The organism is Spirosoma validum, from assembly GCF_014699035.1.
GTDB lineage: Bacteria > Bacteroidota > Bacteroidia > Cytophagales > Spirosomataceae > Spirosoma > Spirosoma validum.
Window position 1 is genome coordinate 1 of sequence record NZ_JACXAA010000009.1, and the last position, 18046, is coordinate 18046.

At 51.8% G+C, this 18046-nt stretch carries 13 protein-coding genes; 1 reads left to right on the forward strand and 12 read right to left on the reverse strand.

From position 1 onward, the window contains the following. Positions 1-70: 70 nt before the first annotated feature. The 5 genes from IC230_RS22000 to IC230_RS22020 all read right to left on the reverse strand — a co-directional run bounded on the left by IC230_RS22000 (position 71) and on the right by IC230_RS22020 (position 9424). Positions 71-1270 (reverse strand): sensor histidine kinase, encoded by a 1200-nt coding sequence (locus tag IC230_RS22000; protein WP_191041223.1) that lies wholly within the window; start codon positions 1268-1270, stop codon positions 71-73. Positions 1271-1415: 145 nt separating this feature from the next. Further along, on the reverse strand, positions 1416-1847 hold the full coding sequence (locus IC230_RS22005) for a hypothetical protein (protein ID WP_191041224.1): 432 nt from the start codon (positions 1845-1847) through the stop codon (positions 1416-1418). 298 nt (positions 1848-2145) lie between these two features. Next, positions 2146-6993 (reverse strand): beta strand repeat-containing protein, encoded by a 4848-nt coding sequence (locus IC230_RS22010; RefSeq protein WP_191041225.1) that lies wholly within the window; start codon positions 6991-6993, stop codon positions 2146-2148. A 708-nt stretch (positions 6994-7701) separates the two neighbouring features. Beyond that, the gene (locus tag IC230_RS22015) at positions 7702-8505 is read right to left on the reverse strand and encodes a sugar isomerase domain-containing protein (protein WP_191041226.1); all 804 of its coding nucleotides are present in this window, start codon (positions 8503-8505) and stop codon (positions 7702-7704) included. Between the two features lie 13 nt (positions 8506-8518). Further along, on the reverse strand, positions 8519-9424 hold the full coding sequence (locus IC230_RS22020; RefSeq protein WP_191041227.1) for an ROK family protein: 906 nt from the start codon (positions 9422-9424) through the stop codon (positions 8519-8521). Between the two features lie 167 nt (positions 9425-9591). Between IC230_RS22020 and IC230_RS22025 the strand changes: the two genes are divergently transcribed. Next, positions 9592-9966, forward strand: a complete 375-nt coding sequence (locus IC230_RS22025) for a hypothetical protein (protein WP_191041228.1) — start codon at positions 9592-9594, stop codon at positions 9964-9966. Positions 9967-10520: 554 nt separating this feature from the next. Here IC230_RS22025 and IC230_RS34910 read toward each other — a convergent pair. The 7 genes from IC230_RS34910 to IC230_RS22055 all read right to left on the reverse strand — a co-directional run bounded on the left by IC230_RS34910 (position 10521) and on the right by IC230_RS22055 (position 17918). Then, positions 10521-10652, reverse strand: a complete 132-nt coding sequence (locus IC230_RS34910) for a hypothetical protein (protein ID WP_449451373.1) — start codon at positions 10650-10652, stop codon at positions 10521-10523. A 366-nt stretch (positions 10653-11018) separates the two neighbouring features. Continuing rightward, complete coding sequence (locus IC230_RS22030; RefSeq protein ID WP_191041229.1) at positions 11019-12539, reverse strand: FAD-binding oxidoreductase; 1521 nt, start codon at positions 12537-12539, stop codon at positions 11019-11021. 85 nt (positions 12540-12624) lie between these two features. Further along, the gene (locus IC230_RS22035; RefSeq protein ID WP_191041230.1) at positions 12625-13053 is read right to left on the reverse strand and encodes a hypothetical protein; all 429 of its coding nucleotides are present in this window, start codon (positions 13051-13053) and stop codon (positions 12625-12627) included. A gap of 77 nt (positions 13054-13130) precedes the next feature. After that, positions 13131-13661, reverse strand: a complete 531-nt coding sequence (locus IC230_RS22040) for a hypothetical protein (protein ID WP_191041231.1) — start codon at positions 13659-13661, stop codon at positions 13131-13133. Positions 13662-14138: 477 nt separating this feature from the next. Then, positions 14139-15386: a helix-turn-helix transcriptional regulator gene (locus IC230_RS22045; RefSeq protein ID WP_191041232.1), complete on the reverse strand. Its 1248-nt coding sequence runs from the start codon at positions 15384-15386 to the stop codon at positions 14139-14141. Between the two features lie 290 nt (positions 15387-15676). Beyond that, a complete protein-coding gene (locus tag IC230_RS22050; RefSeq protein WP_191041233.1) occupies positions 15677-16927 on the reverse strand; it encodes a cation:proton antiporter in 1251 nt (416 codons plus the stop codon). 103 nt (positions 16928-17030) lie between these two features. Next, entirely contained in the window at positions 17031-17918 is an 888-nt protein-coding gene (locus tag IC230_RS22055; RefSeq protein WP_191041234.1) for a YitT family protein, read from the reverse strand. Positions 17919-18046: the final 128 nt, after the last annotated feature.

Below are 18046 nucleotides of genomic sequence, written 5' to 3' on the forward strand. Positions count from 1 at the left end.
GTGGTGTCAGGTTCGAAAACCTGACACCACGCGAACCACCACCACCACCCGATCCACTCATTGTTGACTACTAGCTCTCAGCGACGCGGCCTTCTGATCGCATGACGGGCGCTGTTATGCGTTCTGCCTGCATGAGCAGAGGGACTTTCACAATAAAGTTGCCATCGCTTTCTCCCACCCAAACAGGCTGATCGGTAAGCAGCGCATACCGGGTAATGATGTTTTGTAACCCTACGCCTGTTGAGCCCTCCACCTGCGGACGCGGGTGAAGGTTATTCTGAACAACCAGGCATTCGTCTTCCAGATAAATATAGACCTGTAGAGGGTCGCGGGCCGACATACGGTTGTGTTTTACCACATTTTCGACCAGCAATTGTAACGTCAGCGGAGCAATACTGTAATGGATCTGGTCGGCTTCCGGTACGTCGATGAAGATGTCGAATTTGTCCTCAAACCGAATATTGAGCAGAAATCGATAAGCCTGAATGAATTCCAGTTCGGTCTTGAGTAAAACGCGTTCGTTATCTTTCTGTTCCAGAATATACCGATACGCCCGCGATAACTGATCAATAAATTTCTCGGACAACTCGGAATCGATATGGACCAGCGACGATAAAATGCTAAGGCTATTGAACAGAAAATGTGGGTTGACCTGACTCTTTAGAGCCGCAAACTGCGCCTGGATATTCTCTTTTTCCAGCCGTTCTGCCCGTAATTGCACATCCTCCAGCCGACGATAAGCGCGTCGGTTCGCTGATAAATAAAAGGCCGATAGCATGGCCATTACCGTCAGCGCGTTGTTGGTACGTCGGCGTCGTTCGCGGATACGTTGCCGTTCTTCAGGTGAGCGCGATGGTAGCGTTTGTGTTTGTGGCTTTTGTTGCCGGGGTTCGGGCTCATGATAAAAACCGAAACGCTGTTCGATTACGTCATCCAGTCCATGCCATAAAACAGCAAACGCACTGTTGAACGATACGGCCAGAGCGCTGGCAATGACCAGCGTAGCAATCTGGGCCGGAATTTTAAATTCGATCAGGAAGCCTTCGCCAAAGCGATGGAAAAAATGCTGCTGAAGCCATTCTGTTACGGTAATCCAGGCGTAAAAAAACAGAACGGTGATGATGGTTTCAAGCACCCAGAAGGGCATTTGCCGCACTGAGAAGAACCAACTCAGCGTTGCTCCGTTGGCATACAATCGAATGGGCCAGTAAACAACGAACACGCTCAGAGCAAGTTGCCATTTTTGCGAATTCGTCAGACGGTAAGACATAGCACGGTTGGTTTATAAACAAAGCTAGGTATTCTAATAAATCGGCAAAAAAGAAACCGGCGGAATGCCGGTTTCGAGAGCGCGAATGACGCGATTCTGTTTATGAACGGAAAGCCATTTGATCGTCTGCAACGAATCGGCTAACTCATTTCAGGACCTGGATCACGGCTTCGGGTTTAACATCGGGTGAACCCGTGCCCGGATAGGGCCGAATTTCGCTCAGTACGACGCGGTAGGTAGTGCCACTCAACTGAACGGCGGTTGTGTCTTTGTCTTTAAGGCCTTTTCCGCACTCACCCAGGCATAAGTCTCCTGTCTGCTGTTCATTATCGTTGGCCAAAATAAACCCGACTTTGGCGCTGCCATACCGAATGCAGAGGGCGTTGGCTGGGCACCGACTGTCCTGAATACTGGTTACCTGTACCGCTACGTCCTGCCCGATCCGGGTTGATTGATTGGCTGTCAGGACGACAGGTGTATTACTCTGCGGTTCTGCTGTATGGTTGTTCGACTGACATCCGACGGCCAAACAACTGCCAATCAACAGGGCTGTTACCATCAATTTGATCGTTTGCATTGTGTTAAAAAAGGTTGTTCTGAGTTTAATGACCCTATGCTCCCGTAGAGGGTTGGAAAAAGAAGAAATTCAATATTACTAGCGCTTTGATGCGCTAAACGATTTCGTCTCTGGGTAAACCTAAAAAAAGGGATCGAATTCGTCACATAGGTTTATTTTGCCTTTTCGGTGGATGATTCACGAGAAAGCCGTCGCAGGAATAGAGCGTATTTTGAGAATGCATTATGCGACGATGTAGGGTCATTTACCTCGTTAGACTATGATGCCAACCTGGTAAATGACTCTACACCATCGCTCTTTACTGCTGAAAATACTCGATCTTGTCGGCATCAGCGTTGTTGGTGGTGCGGGCTTCGGTCATGCCGCTGGGTAGCACAATAACACTCAGGTTGATGACACCCGTGGTGGCCCCTGGACGCAATACCCCTGTCAGGCCAACCGAGAGTTTATCCCCAGCCCCGATCACTTGACTCGTCGTCAGCACATAGTAGTTGGGGGCCGAATCGCTAAACGTCCAGCCGTCGTTTTTCACCCCTTGCCCCCCGACGGAGGTTGCACTCTGGGGCAAGCTCAGGGTAACTTTAGCGTCTTTAGTCAGCTTGAGCGTCAGGCTGCCGCTGGTGGACACGCCGTTTAGCTCTATCACATCCACCACCAAGGTGATATCGGTGGTGCCGTAGGCCGTCGTGGGGCGGGCGTAGAGCAGGGGCGAGAGGTCGGGTCGGGTGGGGGCGGGCTGACTGACCGTCAGGATGTAGGGCGCACTCGCTCCCGAACAACCAGCGGCATCAGTCGCCTTGACGGTGAAGGTGAAGCTACCCAACTGAGTCGGTGTGCCGCTCAGCGTACCCGTGCTGGCTAGGTTCAGCCCCGTCGGCAGGATACCGCTGGCTAGACTGTAGCTATACGGGCTGGTGCCACCCGACGCGGTGAAGGCCTGACTGAAGGACGCGTTGCTGGTAACCGTGGTGGTGACCGGGTTACTGACTGTCACTACGGCCATGTTGCTGGTGACGGTAGTACTAGTGGTGCTCACACAGCCACTGGCCGAGGCTACCGTCACCGAATACGTACCTGGACTGCTGACCGCCAGCATATTGGTCGCGCCCGGCGTGCCGAGTACGTCGTTGCCACTGACAAAGGTGTATGAACTGCCGCCACCCGCCGTCAGCGTCACGCTGGGCTGGGCACAGCTCAGCGGCCCATTACTGACAAGGCTGGCCACCGTCAGGGGGTTCACCGTCAGAGTCGTTACGCTGGTTGTGGACAGCCCCCTGTTGGAACGCACCGTCAGGGTAAAGGTTTGCGGGCCCGTACCGCTGGCGGTGACTGACTCACTGACCAGAGACTGAAAGGGCGTACCGCTCAGTGAAGTGCCGAGGCCGTTGGTGAGCGTGTAGTTGTAGTAGCCCGTGGTGTTGCCCACCGTCGCGGTGAACGTAACGGGACTACCGACGCAGACCACTCCTGGACTGGCCGCAAAGCCGGTAAGGGTCGGGATGGGGCCGGCATCAAATACAGTCAGGGTGTAGTCGTAGAGCGCACTTACCCCCGAACAACCAGCGGCATCCGTAACCCTGATGATGAGGGAGAAACCACCCACCTGAGTCGGTGTACCCGAGAGCACGCCCGTGGTGGCCAGATTCAGACCGGCGGGCAGATCACCCCTGGCCAGACTGTAGCTGTAGGGGCTGGTGCCCCCCGAAGCGGTGAAGCCCTGACTGAAGGCCACGCCCACCGGCGCGGTGCTCACGCTGGGGATGATGACGGTAAGCCCCGGGGCAGTCTGGACCTCGTAGGCACCCATATCGATACGCCCCCCGCTGGGGAAGACACGGGCGTTACCGGCCAGGTCGGCAGCGGGGCTGGGCGGCATTCCGCCGTTTGCCGAGGTGTAGGCTGCGTTATCGCCCGCGTTGAGGGCCGGGCTACAGCCGTTAAGCCGCGTATCGGTGGTGCTCACAAACGGCGACGTGGTGGTCGTCAGGTTGCCCGTCCCGGCATTGTAGCCCGTCACCGACGACTCGAACAAGCTGTAGCTGGTGGTGATCGAAGACCCGGGCCCGTTGGCGAAGGTGCCCGCCCCGCCGTTACCCCACACCACACAGTTGGTCAGCACGGGGCGGCTGCTGCCCTGAAAACCGACGCTGCTTATTGCTCCGCCGGAGCCCGCCGAGTTGGCCTGAAACGAACAGTTGGTCAGTCTGGGGTTACTGTTACCCCCAATACTCCCATCGTTGTAGATGGCCCCGCCCTGACCGGCGGCATTGTTATTCTGGAAGCCGCAGTTGATTAGGATGGGGTTACTGTTGCCGTTGGTGTAACCGGCGTTGTAGAGCGCCCCGCCCCCATTGGCGGCCCTGTTGTTCAGAAACAGACAGGTACGAATCAGGGGGCTACAGGTGTTGCCCGTTCCATTGCCGTTGTTGATCATGCCCCCACCCGCATCGTCGGGCGAGCTGCTGCCATTGGCGTTTCCACCGGTGATAAAGAAGCCATCGAGGATCGCCGAGTTGGTCAGTCCCGCCGGGTTGTTGACGACATGATAACTGTTGTCGGCGGTGTTGCCGACAGTGCCAATGTCGCCACTGAGCACGGTGGTGAAGCTGGCGGGGCTACGTTCGCTGGGACTAGTGGGGTTGCCACTAGCCGCAAAGCCGCCATAGATGGTCACCCCGTTCTTCATCGAAAAGCTGATGGTGCGATCTGTGGTTGAGGTGGGCCTGTAGGTGCCCTGGGCTACCCAGACCTGCTGAGTCCCGACCAGGTTGATCTGGGTTTGCAGATCCCCACTGGCATCGGCCCAACTGTCGCCCGAGCCCGATGCCCCCGCCCGGACATAGCGGATGGGACTAGCGGTGGCGACCGTCAGCACATAGGGCGCACTTACCCCCGAACAGCCCGCAGCATCAGTCGCCTTGACGGTGAGGGTGAAGCTGCCCGCCTGGATAGGCGTACCCGACAGAACACCCATGGTGGACAAACTCAGACCCGGGGGAAGGCTGCCGCTGGCCAGACTGTAGCTGTAGGGGCTAGTGCCACCCGAGCCGACAAAGGACTGGCTAAAGGATTGACCCGACGTGCCGCTTATTGACGCCGGATTGTTAACGGTGAACGTAGCGGCACGACTCTCGACGGTGGTGCTGGCGGTGGCCGTACAGCCATTGGCATTGGTGACGATTACCGAGTAGTTCCCTGCCTGCGATACGGTCTGCTGGTTGCTAAGGCCCGTCGAACTGAGCCCGGGCCCGGAAAAGGCATACGTGAACGCTTCCCCGGTAGTGCCGCCCCCGGCCGTCAGCGTCACGCTGGTAATGGCGCAGCCCAGCGCTCCACTGCTGGCAAGTGTTGCGCTGGGTAGGGCGTTGAGCGACAGACTGGTAGTGGCCGAGGTACGCAGGCCGTTGCTCTCTACGGTGAGCGTGAAGGACTGCACACCTGTGCCGGTGGCCGTCACAGTCTGACGAAAAGCCGTAGTTGTTCCCGTACCGCTGGTGGGGGCACTCTTGTCAGTAGCCAGCGTATAGCTGTAGGTATCAGTTATGTTACCCAGGCTTGCCGTGAGGGTAACGGGACTGCCCAAACAGACAAGGTTTGGGCTGGCCGTAAGCCCGGTAATGGACGGGGAGAGCAGGGACCGGTTAAGTCGCACACTCACCGTATTGTTAATATAACTAGCGACCAGCAGGTCCAGATCGCTATCCCCATCCACATCTCCCAAGGCCACACTAATGGCGTAAGCGCCTATGGTAGGGTCAGGGTTGGTGGCGGGGGGCGTAAAGTTGCCGGTGCCATCGTTGAGCCGCACACTCACCGGACTGTAGGAATTAGCGACCAGCAGGTCCAGGTCCCCATCCCCATCCACATCGCCCAGCGCTACACTACCGGGAGAATCTCCCACGACAGGTTCAGGATTAATGGCGGGGGCGGTGAATGTGCCCACCCCATTGTTGAGCCGCACACTCACCGTATTACTGTTTTTATTATTGGTGACCAGGTCCAGATCGCTGTCGCCATCCAGATCGCCCAGGGCTATGCTGGTGGGAAAAATACCTACGTTCGAATCAGGGTTCGTAGCGGGGGCAGTGAAGGTGCCGGCCCCATTGTTGAGCCGCACACTGACTGTTCCCCCCGTACTGGTAATACTGCCGATGACCAGATCCAGATACCCATCCCCGTTCACGTCCCCCAGCGCCACACTCTGGGGATACCCCTCAAAGCTAAAATCCGCGTTGGCGGCTGCGAAGTTGCCCGACCCATTGTTGAACCGTACACTCACCCGATTGCCGTTGAAACTAGCGGGATCAGCTTTGAAAACAATGGTGATCAAGTCCAGATCTCCATCTCCATCCACATCCCCCAGGGCTACGTCACTAGGATTAGACCCGGCTACAGTCCCTACGGCGGGGTTAGGGTTGGTAGCATGGGGCGTGAAGTTGCCAGCCCCATTGTTAAGCCGCACACTCACCGTATTGTCATCGAAATTAGCGGTGACCAGGTCCAGGTCTCCATCCCCATCCACATCCCCCAGTGCTACGTCGGAGGGCTTATTCCCCACGGTGGGGTCAGGGTTTGTGGCCGGGGCGGTGAAATAACCGGCCCCATTGTTGAGCCGCACACTCACCGTATTGTTACCAAAATTAGCGGTGACCATATCTATATTCTCATCCCCATCTACATCCCCCATCGCCACACTGAAGGGAGAATCTCCCACCGTGGGGTCAGGGCTGGTCGCCGGGGGAGGGGTACTGAAATTACCCCGGCCACTGCCGCCTACCCCCGTAGTGAACTGGAAGACCTGCCCCCGGCTCAGCTTGCCACCCGTAGTGCTCTGGATGGCCGTCGTGCTGGTGACGAACACCGTCTCCCCGGGCTTGAAGTCGGTAGCTGGGTTGACCAGAAGCGTGCTGCCGCTCACGCTGGTGCTGCCCCCCCGCCCGTTGATCAGCAGGCCTCCCCGCTGGGCGCTGAACACCCGCAGGCCACTCAGACTGGCGGGGCTGGCGCTGATGGGCTGGTCAAAAGTCAGGGCTACGTCGGTGGTCCGGGGCGCCGAGTGAGCGTTACGGGCGGGAGCCCGGTTGGTGATGGTCAGGCTCTGGGCCTGGGTCAGCAGGCTGGCGCTGATTAGCAGCAGCAAAAGCATGCTGAAAGGCAGCAGTCTCAACCGGGAAAAGGAACAGAAAAAATGTCTCATAAGGTGGTCCATTGGCTGGTAAGAAAAAAATAGCCCCGTACATTGTGGCCGGGGCATCGCGCGCCAGGAGATAGAAAAAAGCGGGCCGAACAACCACCGGGCCAGGGAGCTTCCGGGGTACTCAATGCCTGGGCAAATTTAGTCCAATGCCCGTAGACGGATGTGCAGATTTCGCCCAAAAAGGTGCACATTTCGCTCAACCCGTTGGAGAATAGGGGTGAAAAGGGAAAAAGCAGTCCATGAGCTGATTGGGCTGCTATGAACCGGCGTTGCTGAGAAGCATCTCTGAAGGGTCTCGAGGATGTTCGCCATGGGGGCGTGCTGGTGGAAGCGATTAGTGAGCCAGGGCTTATTGCGAGACGGTCAATAGCTTAATAGGCACCGCAGTCTAATGGCAAAGTAAACTCTCCACGCTGCCACGCCATTTACTCTTGACTTTCCCAACTTGGCTTGAGCGAATATTCCGTTTCTTTAATCGCCCGTTTCAAGCGATGGTTCCACCGATTGCGCCAATTCGAGCTACGTGCAAGCTCAAATTGTCATCTCACTAACCAAAATCAAAATCTCACATCAGAGCTGAGTTTGTGAGACTGGTTTTTCTTCCAAATGACGAATTTGGTCCCTTTTTTTTAGATTTACCCGTCTCCGCAAAGAAAGTTATTTGGATTCACTAACGGAGGAAGGTATACCCACTTTCTCGTACAGTTTAGCCAGCCGATGTGCATGTTCGTCGTAAGCGCTTTCAAACAGTGTTACAGCACGCTCAGAGCCTACTACGTTAGCAGCTGACAAAACGTTGGGTGGCTGCCCGGCTTCGGTGAGCAGCCGGGCCACTTCAGCTTTAATGCAGTTGACAACAATGGCTCCCCCGACAGTTGAGCCTGGGGCTACGGGCGTATCCAGACCCGGAACGGTGATCATGGCATCGCCAACCGGAGCGCCCGTATCCAATACTAAATCGGCAAAGTCGCTTAGTTTTTTACCATCCGGGCGTTTGCTGGTACTCTTTTCGGCATGTTTTGTAGTGATAAGCGCAACGACCTTCAGACCATGTTGCTGACAGATTTCGGCCATTTCTATAGGCACTACGTTGCTACCACTGGAAGAAATAATCAGGGCTGAGTCCTGCTCCGATAAGTCATAATTACGTAAAATTCTTGCGGCCAGCCCTGGTACGTTTTCCAGAAACATCGCCTGACGCTGCCCGTTGGCGCCTACAACTAGGTTATGAAACGAGAGCGATAACTCGACAATCGGATTAAAACCCGGAAATGAACCGTAGCGTGGCCACATCTCCTCGACCATAATGCGACTGTGTCCACTGCCGAAGAGGTGCACCATCCGCCCGGCTAGAATCGTTTGGCTGAACCATTGAGCGGCCTGTTGAATAGCGGCTTCCTGCTGCTCGATGGTTGATAAAATGGCTTGGGTACGTTGAAGGTATTGACTCGTTAAGCTCATGTTGGTTTAGGGATTAGTCGTTCCAGAAGGCGGCTGCACCGATAGCCCCGGCCCAGTCTTCAAAATGCGCTTTGCAGATGGTCGTTTTTTTGCCGCTTGGCCGCCATTCAACTACGTCCATGAAGGTCTGGAGCGGGCCGAATAACGCGTCATCGGCTTGCGTAATCCCTCCACCCAACACAATCAACTCGGGCGAAAAGGCATTGGCAATGGATGCCAGTGCGACGGACAGTCGACGAATTGACGTTAGCCAAACCAGGGTTGCAAGCGGTTCGCTCTGTCGGTAACCATCGACGAGTTCGTAAGTAGTTTTGTAGCGGCCATATGATCGTCGGCTCACGGTTACGTTGCCAATGGCATCTTCCAGACTACCGGGCATGGCCGTTACGTCAGTCTGTTCGTTATCGGCATCTACGGAGATATGACCCAGATGACCCGCCATCTGGAAAAAGCCCTGATAGAGTTGTCCATTAACTAACAGACCGCCCCCTACACCCGTACCCAGCGTGAGCATGGCTACGTTGCTGGCTGTTTTTGCCGCGCCAAATTGGGCTTCGGCCATCAGAGCGGCATGAGCGTCGTTCAATACCCGGACGGGTTCATCCAGGAATTCCGTCCAAATGAAACCTTCCAGTCCCTGCAAACGGCCCGGCATACACGCAATGGCTGAGTTATCTGTCGTCGGCAGGCCCGGTGCGGCCAGACCCACTCCTCGAATTGGTCTGACGGTCGTTGTCTTCAGGTAGTGTACGGTTTGTGCTACTACAGATTTCCAGTTGCTGTTCTCTCCGTCGTTCGTTGGTGTAATTCGTTTATGAAGAATTTTACCCGTACGCATATCAAGCAGGACACCTTTAATACGGGTACCACCCAGGTCAATGCCAATCGCCAGATTCGCGTCGTTTGTTACGTTACTCAATGTATGGGTGTCGAGAATATAGGCTGCGAAAATAAGCGAAAGACAAGACGTATTGCAATGTCGAACTAAAAGCGATCACAAATACAGGGCTAATGAAACATAGGGGCCGTTCCAACCCTACTGTTAGAGAAGGGATTATACATGTGAATCAAACAACGAATAAGCCTATGAAAATCCCTAACGTGGTAACTATCGTGGCTCTGACAGCGTCGGTTGGTCTCGATGCTTGCCGGGAAGAAACTGTGCGTACCGCCATCTACAGTTCAGTGAATATCAGCGTCCTGGGCGATTCACTAACTGATTATTATACGATTCGTGTTCCTAACTCGGATACAATTCACTATGGGAATGCGCGCCGGGATAACACAACCAGTTATGTTGTTCTGGACGACTCCTATCAGTCTGCACTAGCCAATTCACAGGATAGATTCAGATTTGTTGGCGAGATTAATAACGCAGTGGTTGTCGATGAAGAATACGTCATAAAAGCCGACGAATGCCATATCAGTAAGGTGAGTGGGAAAGAGGAAGTTCAACTGTAAGAATAAATCGAAACAGTATCTTTCAATTTATTCCTAGTCAGAAATCCGTAAGGAATCTGCTTCTGCTAGTCATAGCCAGCGGGAAAGGTGTTTCCGAATAATCAATTTATTTAACATAGGGTTTGAAACGTGATGGTTGTAGGTTAGCTTAGATCATCCTCCCTATGTTCGGCTATGAAATTAATTGCACTTCCTGTGCTGTCTGTGCTTGCACTTAGCGTGCTCTATGCACTCAGCAGACTCTCTTTTTCCCGGAAATGCCCTCGTTGTGGCGAAGCTCATCCCGATCGAGTTCCCAGAGGCTGGCTTCTCAAAGTACTATCTTTTGTGATACCCCTGAAAGCGTACCATTGCCGTCGCTGTTTTAAACGCTTTGTGTTGATCGGTTCTGCTGGACAAACAATTTAAGATTCGCATCAGCCCCCGCTCGGTACTACGTTTCAATCCATCGAGTTCTGTTGGGAGCTCGACGGCATGGTTTCAATCCATCTTTTCGTGGAAGTCCGTTACGTAGCTACCTATTCAGGGCTATTTTGTTAGCAATGAGAATGGTTTCAATCCATCTTTTCGTGGAAGTCCGTTACGTAGAGCTGTTCCGGGAATCCGAACAAGCCGAATACACTAAGTTTCAATCCATCTTTTCGTGGAAGTCCGTTACGTAGTTTGAAACGCTCAGCGCCGAACATCAGGCTTTATTGACTCGATCACGTTTCAATCCATCTTTTCGTGGAAGTCCGTTACGTAGTCGTCGGGGCGCGTAAATGTTTGACTGTGAGTAGGTTGTTGGTAGATTAGCTGTTCTCCTTTTTTGTGAAAACAGTGGATTAAAGAACGTTTTTTTGCGAATTTAAACAATCTTTCCGGAAGCATAAACGTCAGTCAATCAGGTAATTATGTGCCGTTTTGGACAGTACTAAAATAAATCAGGACCCGGAGCATCGCTGGATCTTTCACCCGCAGGTTCTGTATAGGCAAGATAAACAATAAATACTACCTGGCCGCTTTTCGGAGTGGACTTTTTAAATGATTAACGAAGTCAATTCAACCGGTATTTACACTGGAATCGACTGTGGATATCGGAACAGATTCGTTGGGTCATACTTCCGTTTTATGGCCTGAAGCTGCGGTAAGTTTTTGCCATAATACGCCTGAAGATACCCGCGCTGACTTGGGTCAATGAAGTTTTGATAACAATAAGGCGTTGTATACTGCTCCATCTGGTCGTGGAACTGAGCAAGCCATTGTTCATTCTGGGCAATTACAGCGCTGCCATCAGATGGGTTCCATTCCAGTTCAATACTGGAGAGCATGGAATAACCCCGGTGAACAAAAGCCATGTCGGTCGATGTCTTCGCGTCGATCTTGCCACCCAGCAGAAAATATTTCCAGGTTGCCGCCCGGCTGGTTCCGGGCCAGGCTCTTAGACTTGAAAGAATAAATTGAATGGCGTCGTTCGGTAGTTGACCTTTCACAAATCGGGAGCGTTCGTGTGAATATTCGGGTTTGCCTTCATCGGATATTATTCCTTGACCGTCCCAGTACTTTTCTTCACGTATCGTTGTCTCGGTGGGCTGTTGAACAGTGAAAATCGGCGTCAGCAGGGCAACTAATTCAGCGACTGATCCAGCAAGCTGACCGAGAATTGACAAGGTAAGCACCGTATCTCCGAGTTTTTTCTCCGCAACGATACTTACTTTTATCCCGAGCGAATCAGGAGCAGACTGTGTCAATAATTGGATCGCGGCAAATGTTTCCGCAATCCGCTCAGTCCACTTTATGTCGAATACAGTAATCCGCCCAACGGGAAACGTCTCGAACGTAAACGAGGTGTGGATACCAAAGTTCCCTCCGCCAGCACCCCGACAGGCCCAAAACAAATCGGCATTCTCGTTTTCATTGCAGGTTAAGATGCGTCCATCCGCGAGAACGATGCGTGTTTCCCGAAGCCAGTCGCAGGTGTATCCGTGCGAGCGCATGTCGAAGCCTATGCCACCCCCCAGCACGAGCCCGGCTACTCCTACTTCCAGACATCGGCCGTGCGTAATGGCACGTCCCAGATCCTTACAACCCTCGAAGATGTGCTTATTGCGCGCCCCTCCGCCTACCGTCAGCAGTCCGGTCGATGGGTCGAGCGAAAAGGCAGTCATGGCTGATACGTCGATCATGAGCCCGGTTGTTGTCGAGTAGCCCCCGTATGAGTGTCCACCACTCCGTGCAACCAATGGAATTTTATGTTCCTGTGCCCATTGAATACACGTTTGCACATCGGCTTCACTACGACATTGCGCAATGCCCTGCGGTAGCGTTGTCGCATATTGTAACGCCCAGGGAGCGGCTCGTTCGCTAAACGTACCAGCACCCGGCAGGAGTAAACTTCCCTGAAGACGTGCGGCTAGCTGAGACCAGACAGGTGCTACGTGATCCTGTAGGTTGGTGCAGCTGGATAACCATTGAAGCGACGGAAAACTTAAGCCAAGAGTCAGTGCGGCACCAGTTCGCAGGAAATTCCTGCGCGATGTTCGCATGGCCTGACTGCCGGAGGAATCGTTACCAGAAGTAGAGGATTGGGTCATTGATTATTGATTCGTCGTGATGCTCCCATAGAGCAGGACTGTCATCTGAGAATACGCCATAGACGCGCCTAAACGCCACAGGCTGCTATTTGGTGAATTCACGGATCAAATTCTGATCACTGGCAAGATGCTTTGTCGTGAGCGTGATCGTATTACCGCTAACACTGCCTATGGTTGGGCTATCTGTGCTGCTGCCGTCTTTCAGTTGATAGTCGCTACCGACCTGCACAACCTTGCTCTGAAAGGTAATTTTATCGTTATAGCTTCCCTTCGACGTTATTACCTGAGTCGCTACGGAAAGAGATGCCATCGTGTTGTCAACGGCGGTTAGGGTAACCGATCCTGTACCATTGACAGCCTCTCCGGTGTCTTTATTCGTCATTTTGGTCAGGGTGTACGTCCCGACGAGTTTGCTGGTGACGTTTGGTTCGGGCGCGGGTCCTGATTCAGATTGGGAACACGACAAGACCACAAGCGAGGAAAGAACGATCAGAGAAGACAATACGTATCGCATAAAATAAGGGTAAACCATTGAAGAACAGGCAGATATAGCGAGGGGGGAATGGTTTCGAAGAAGGGCTAAGGGCAATTCTATTTCGTGTAATCGATCCAGTGGGTTTTGCCTTTTTTGCTTTCAAATTCTTTCATGGCTTCAATCACTTTCATACTTTCAGTTTGTCTTATTTTCTTATCCACAATAAGGTAAACGCCCCAACTGCTCGATTTGCTTGTGTCCTTTACCGATCGAATCAGATAGCCATTACCCGCGTCGCTGAAAACACACGTATCTCTACTCAATCGCTCCTCTTTCTCGCCGGTCGAAACAAGCGTGAAACTGCGAATCTTATCAACCCGGGCCGTTGTCTTACTAAGGGCTGTGAGCGTCATTGATCCTGCCCCGGTGATTTCTGGGACTTGACCCAGCGGTGTAATCAGGCTCAGTTTGTATGTACCCGCAAGCCCGCTGGTCAGGTCAGGTTCAGGCGTTGGGGTAGGCGTGGGAGTCGGGGTAGGCGCAGGGCTCGGAGATGGGGTAATGTTGTCAGAATCCGATTCAGATCCAGAACAGGCGACGAATAACAGACACGCCAGTGCAACTGGAAAGTAACGCGAGTAACTCATGAGAATAAAAAGAAAAAGTGTAAGAGGATTATAGATAGGGTTGAACAGGCGTTGGAACCTGATCCGGCAATGGCTACGCAGTATTCAGAGCCTTCTGTTACCAGGACCCTGGCACGTCGACGTATCGCTGATGGATGGACGTAGTAGAGTACATATATCCCAGCTTTCTGACGACGGTATAAATAGATACCTTGTATAAACGGCTCGTTTATACTGGGCAAGTAAATTGGTAAATGTCAAGTGATTAAATTCAGGAACAGTGGAGCCGTAACCAGTCCTATGGCTGCCATGATTATCCGAATGCATAGAATGAATAGAAAACAGATGACTTATTACAGATTCCGGCGATGGAACGGTGCTCTTTTGTTTGTCAAATGTATATGGTCAATTGGTCAGCAAAGCCACCCAAATGGGTAGTTTTAAGTATAAAAAAGCAGACTACCCGTTTGGGTAGTCTGCTTTTAAACGTAGTGGAGGCTATTTTTTAACGTTCACGAGGAATTCCTTGCGATCTTTCACTTCCAGCAGCAGATAGATATTTTTGATGTGGTACTTCACCGTATTTTCTGAGATAAATAATTTGTCCGCTATCAGTTTATTTGACATCCCCGCTGCCATACATTCCAGGACTTCCCGCTGTCGTTCGGAAAGCTCAGCAGAATATTCCTTTTCCAGCGTGGTCCGACCGGACAACGTTGTTTTGGTTTGCGCCAGATAGGCTTCCAGTTCGGATTTTATCCGGCGGGATTCAGCTTCCATCCGGCGCTGCTGCCGACGGTAAGCCAATAACCAGCCCAGTAATGTAAGGGCAATTAGGAAGACGGCAACCAGAACGACGGTAAGGTAACTTTTACTGGCCTGTTCGTCATGCAACTCACGATCTTTGCCCGCTAATAGAATCGTTTCTTTTTGGTTATGCAACGAGGCAATCCTCTCTTCCCGGGCATAGATCTCGTTTAACGTATCTAGTTTTTTTTTAATCAGCGCAATCTGAGTAAGGTCATTTCGGCCTTCGTAAATGTGCAACAGTTCTTCGTAGGCATACAGATCGTATTTGATGATATGACATGAATCAGCATACGTCGTTGACTTTTTTAATGCATCCGTCAGCAGATCGAGCCGGTTCATGGCGTTGTAGAGCTGCATTTTCTTGACAAAGATCATGGGCAAATGACAGGGCGCCGATGCCCGCATCCAGCTGATGGCTTTATTGTAGGTCGCTTCTGCCTGTTTGTACTGCTTATTTAGGAACAGCAGATAGCCCTGCTGCATAACCAGCTTCGATTGGTTTTCCAGACTGATGTGCTTGAATCCTGATTTCTCGAGGAGTGCCATTAGGCGACTGGCCTTTTTGTACTCATGCGTATCAAAGTAAACGAAAGCCTCTTCAGAACGAATCGAGGCAATGTACTGGTCCTTTCTGGGAGATTCGTTGGCGAACGTTCTGGCCGTCTCCAGAAATTTTAGTGTCGATTGGTAGTCGAACACACGCTTGTAGGTATAGGAAAGAAGAATCGCGGCCTGGTACTTGTCGTCCGTACTAAATGTCTTGCTTTGTAAAACAGGCAGCAATAACGCCTGCGACTCATTGTATTTTAACGCATTATTGAGTTGGTAAACTTTTTGTTCCAGTTGCTGAAAGGAGTCAGCCTGGCTGTATACCCCCGTTGTTGACGTCAGAACCAGAAAAAAAAATAAGAAACGTACTCTATAAAATACCCGCATACACCATCAAGTTACATTCGTAAAGGTAAGCTCTTTGTATAAGTTTACGAATGCTTTAATTATATTGATAATAGTATTAATTAAAAGTATTATTATAAATAATAAATCCGATATTTCTTTATTCTTTAAAGAAAAAATTAACTATTCGGTATGTGTATACCGTACTATGAGAAGTAAGAAACTGATGCCTGATCGGTTGTAAAGCATGACCGATTATTGGTACGTTATTTTTCAGATAACAATTCTTTATGGTCGGATACCAACTCCAAACTGGCGACTTCCTGCGATTGTTATTGACTACGAGCTGGGGTGGATCGGCGGAATCGGCGATCTATGCGATTCATAACGGGGGTAGATAAAATTCCATGTACAAATACCGATAGAAGTACCGTCCAGCCAGTCAGCGACCAGATTCGTTCCGGATTCATGAAAGAAGCTTCCTGTAACGCAAACGCAATATAGAACAGCGAGCCAATTCCCCGAATACCAAAGCTGGCAATGGTCCAGCGTTTCAGACCATGTACGCCCGTACCTGCCAATGTTAGCCAGCCAATTAACGGGCGGATCGCAAAAACCAGCAGCAAACCCAGGATCGCATCAACCAGAGTTAGGGAATGTAGTAGGCCGCTTCCAATGGCACCCCCAAACAGGATCAGTAATAAAGCAACCAGCAGCCGCTCGATCTGATCCGAAAAGGCGTGCATGTACGTGTGGTATTCGTGTGTGCGTTCCCGATTCCGTACGGTAATGGCTGCGACAAAAACAGCCAGAAAACCGTAGCCGTGAATGAGTTCAGTGATTCCGTAGCTGATTAACGTAATGGCCAGAGCTACAAATCCGTAAGCGGTTGTTTTAATGCTAATTCGTTGAGGTAGTTCAAAAATCATGTACGACAATAACCGGCCTGTCAGCCAGCCTGCCAGAACGCCCACACCTACCCGATAAAGCAGATCATACAGAACCCAGTGCGTCAGTGATTCATTAAGGGGAATGGTGGGATGGGCTATGGCAATCGCTAAATATACAAAGGGAAAAGCCATGCCGTCGTTCAGTCCCGCTTCGGCCGTTAGCGCAAAACGTACTACGTCTTCCTGACCTTCATTAGGATCGCCAACCTGCACATCGCCCGCCAGTACCGGATCAGTTGGGGCAAGACTAGCTGCTAAAAGGAGAGCCGTAGCGGCATTCCAGTCCCCCAAACCCCAGGCGAGCAAGGCAAACAGAATGATCGTTACGACCATCGTCAGCCAGATCAGTCGGATCGGTAGCCGCCAGCCGCGCCAGTTGAACCGCCGATCTATTTTCAAGCCTGTACCCGTCAACGCAATTGTCACGCAAAGCTCCGTCAGGTGAGTGGTCAGTTGAGGGTGATCTAAAGGGAGCGGGTCCGGTAGCGAAAGCGGTAATTGATACAGTAGCCAGCCGCCCAGAACAAATAAAATTGGGTACGAAACGGCGTAATCTTTCAGCAACGACGGCAACCAGGCCACGGCCAGTATCGCCAACGCTACAATGATCAGCCACAGATTATACGATTCCATAGTGTATGTGTCGATAGTCAGTAGTCATTATTTGTCATGGATGGTCATTCATTGTTTGTAGAACCGATAACCAAATGACCATCCATGACAACTGAACGACCAGTTAGTGTAAGGGGCGTCCTTTCACCATACCACCTTTGGCATCATCGATACCGTGGTTAATGATAAACGCGTGATTGTCAATACGGTCAATTCGATCTTTTAGGCGGGTTAATTCCAAACGAGTGACAACCGTGTAGAGTACGTTCGTATCCTGTTTCCGATGACCGCGTTTGCCATATCCTTTTTCTCCTTTCAGTACCGTAACACCCCGGCCCATTTCTTCCGTAATCATCAGACGGATCGCTTCGTGATGATCGGATACGATAATGATCGACGTGTATTCCTCAATCCCGTGAATCAGAAAGTCGACGGTTTTAGACGCGGCCAGATACGTCAGCATGGCATATAACGCCGTTTCCACATTCAGCAATAGGGCTGCGGAGCCGAAAACCAGTACGTTGATGAGCATGATGACGTCACCAACCGTCAGCGGAGAACGACGGCTTAGCCAGATGGCCAGCACTTCCGTACCATCCAGCACACCGCCCCCCCGAATGGCCAGTCCAATTCCGGCACCCAGAAAGAAACCGCCGAACACTGAAATCAGGAGTTTGTCCTGTGTGACAAGCGGATACGGCACCAATACCAGGCAGATAGCCAGTAAAGCAATGGCCACGATCGTTCGGATGGCAAAACCTTTGGAGATCTGGCGATAACCCATCCAGATGAAGGGAATGTTCACCAAAATGACCAGAATCGACAATTCAACGCCTGTAGTAATTTCCAGCAGCAGCGAAATGCCCATGGCACCGCCATCCAGAAAATTATTGGGTAATAGAAATCCTTTCAGTCCCATGCCGGCGCACAGGACGCCTGCGCATAAGAAGCTCAGGTCTTTTAACCAGTGTAGCCTGGTTTGCGGAGAATTAAGCGTAAGTTGAGAGATCATAACAAAGGGAGTTAATCCGTTCTCGGATGTGAGCCAGGTGATACGGCTACATCCGAAAATCAGTCTTTTTGTTTGCAGTAGAATAGTAAATCAGGCACCGACAAACAGCGCTTGATTATTCCTGACCA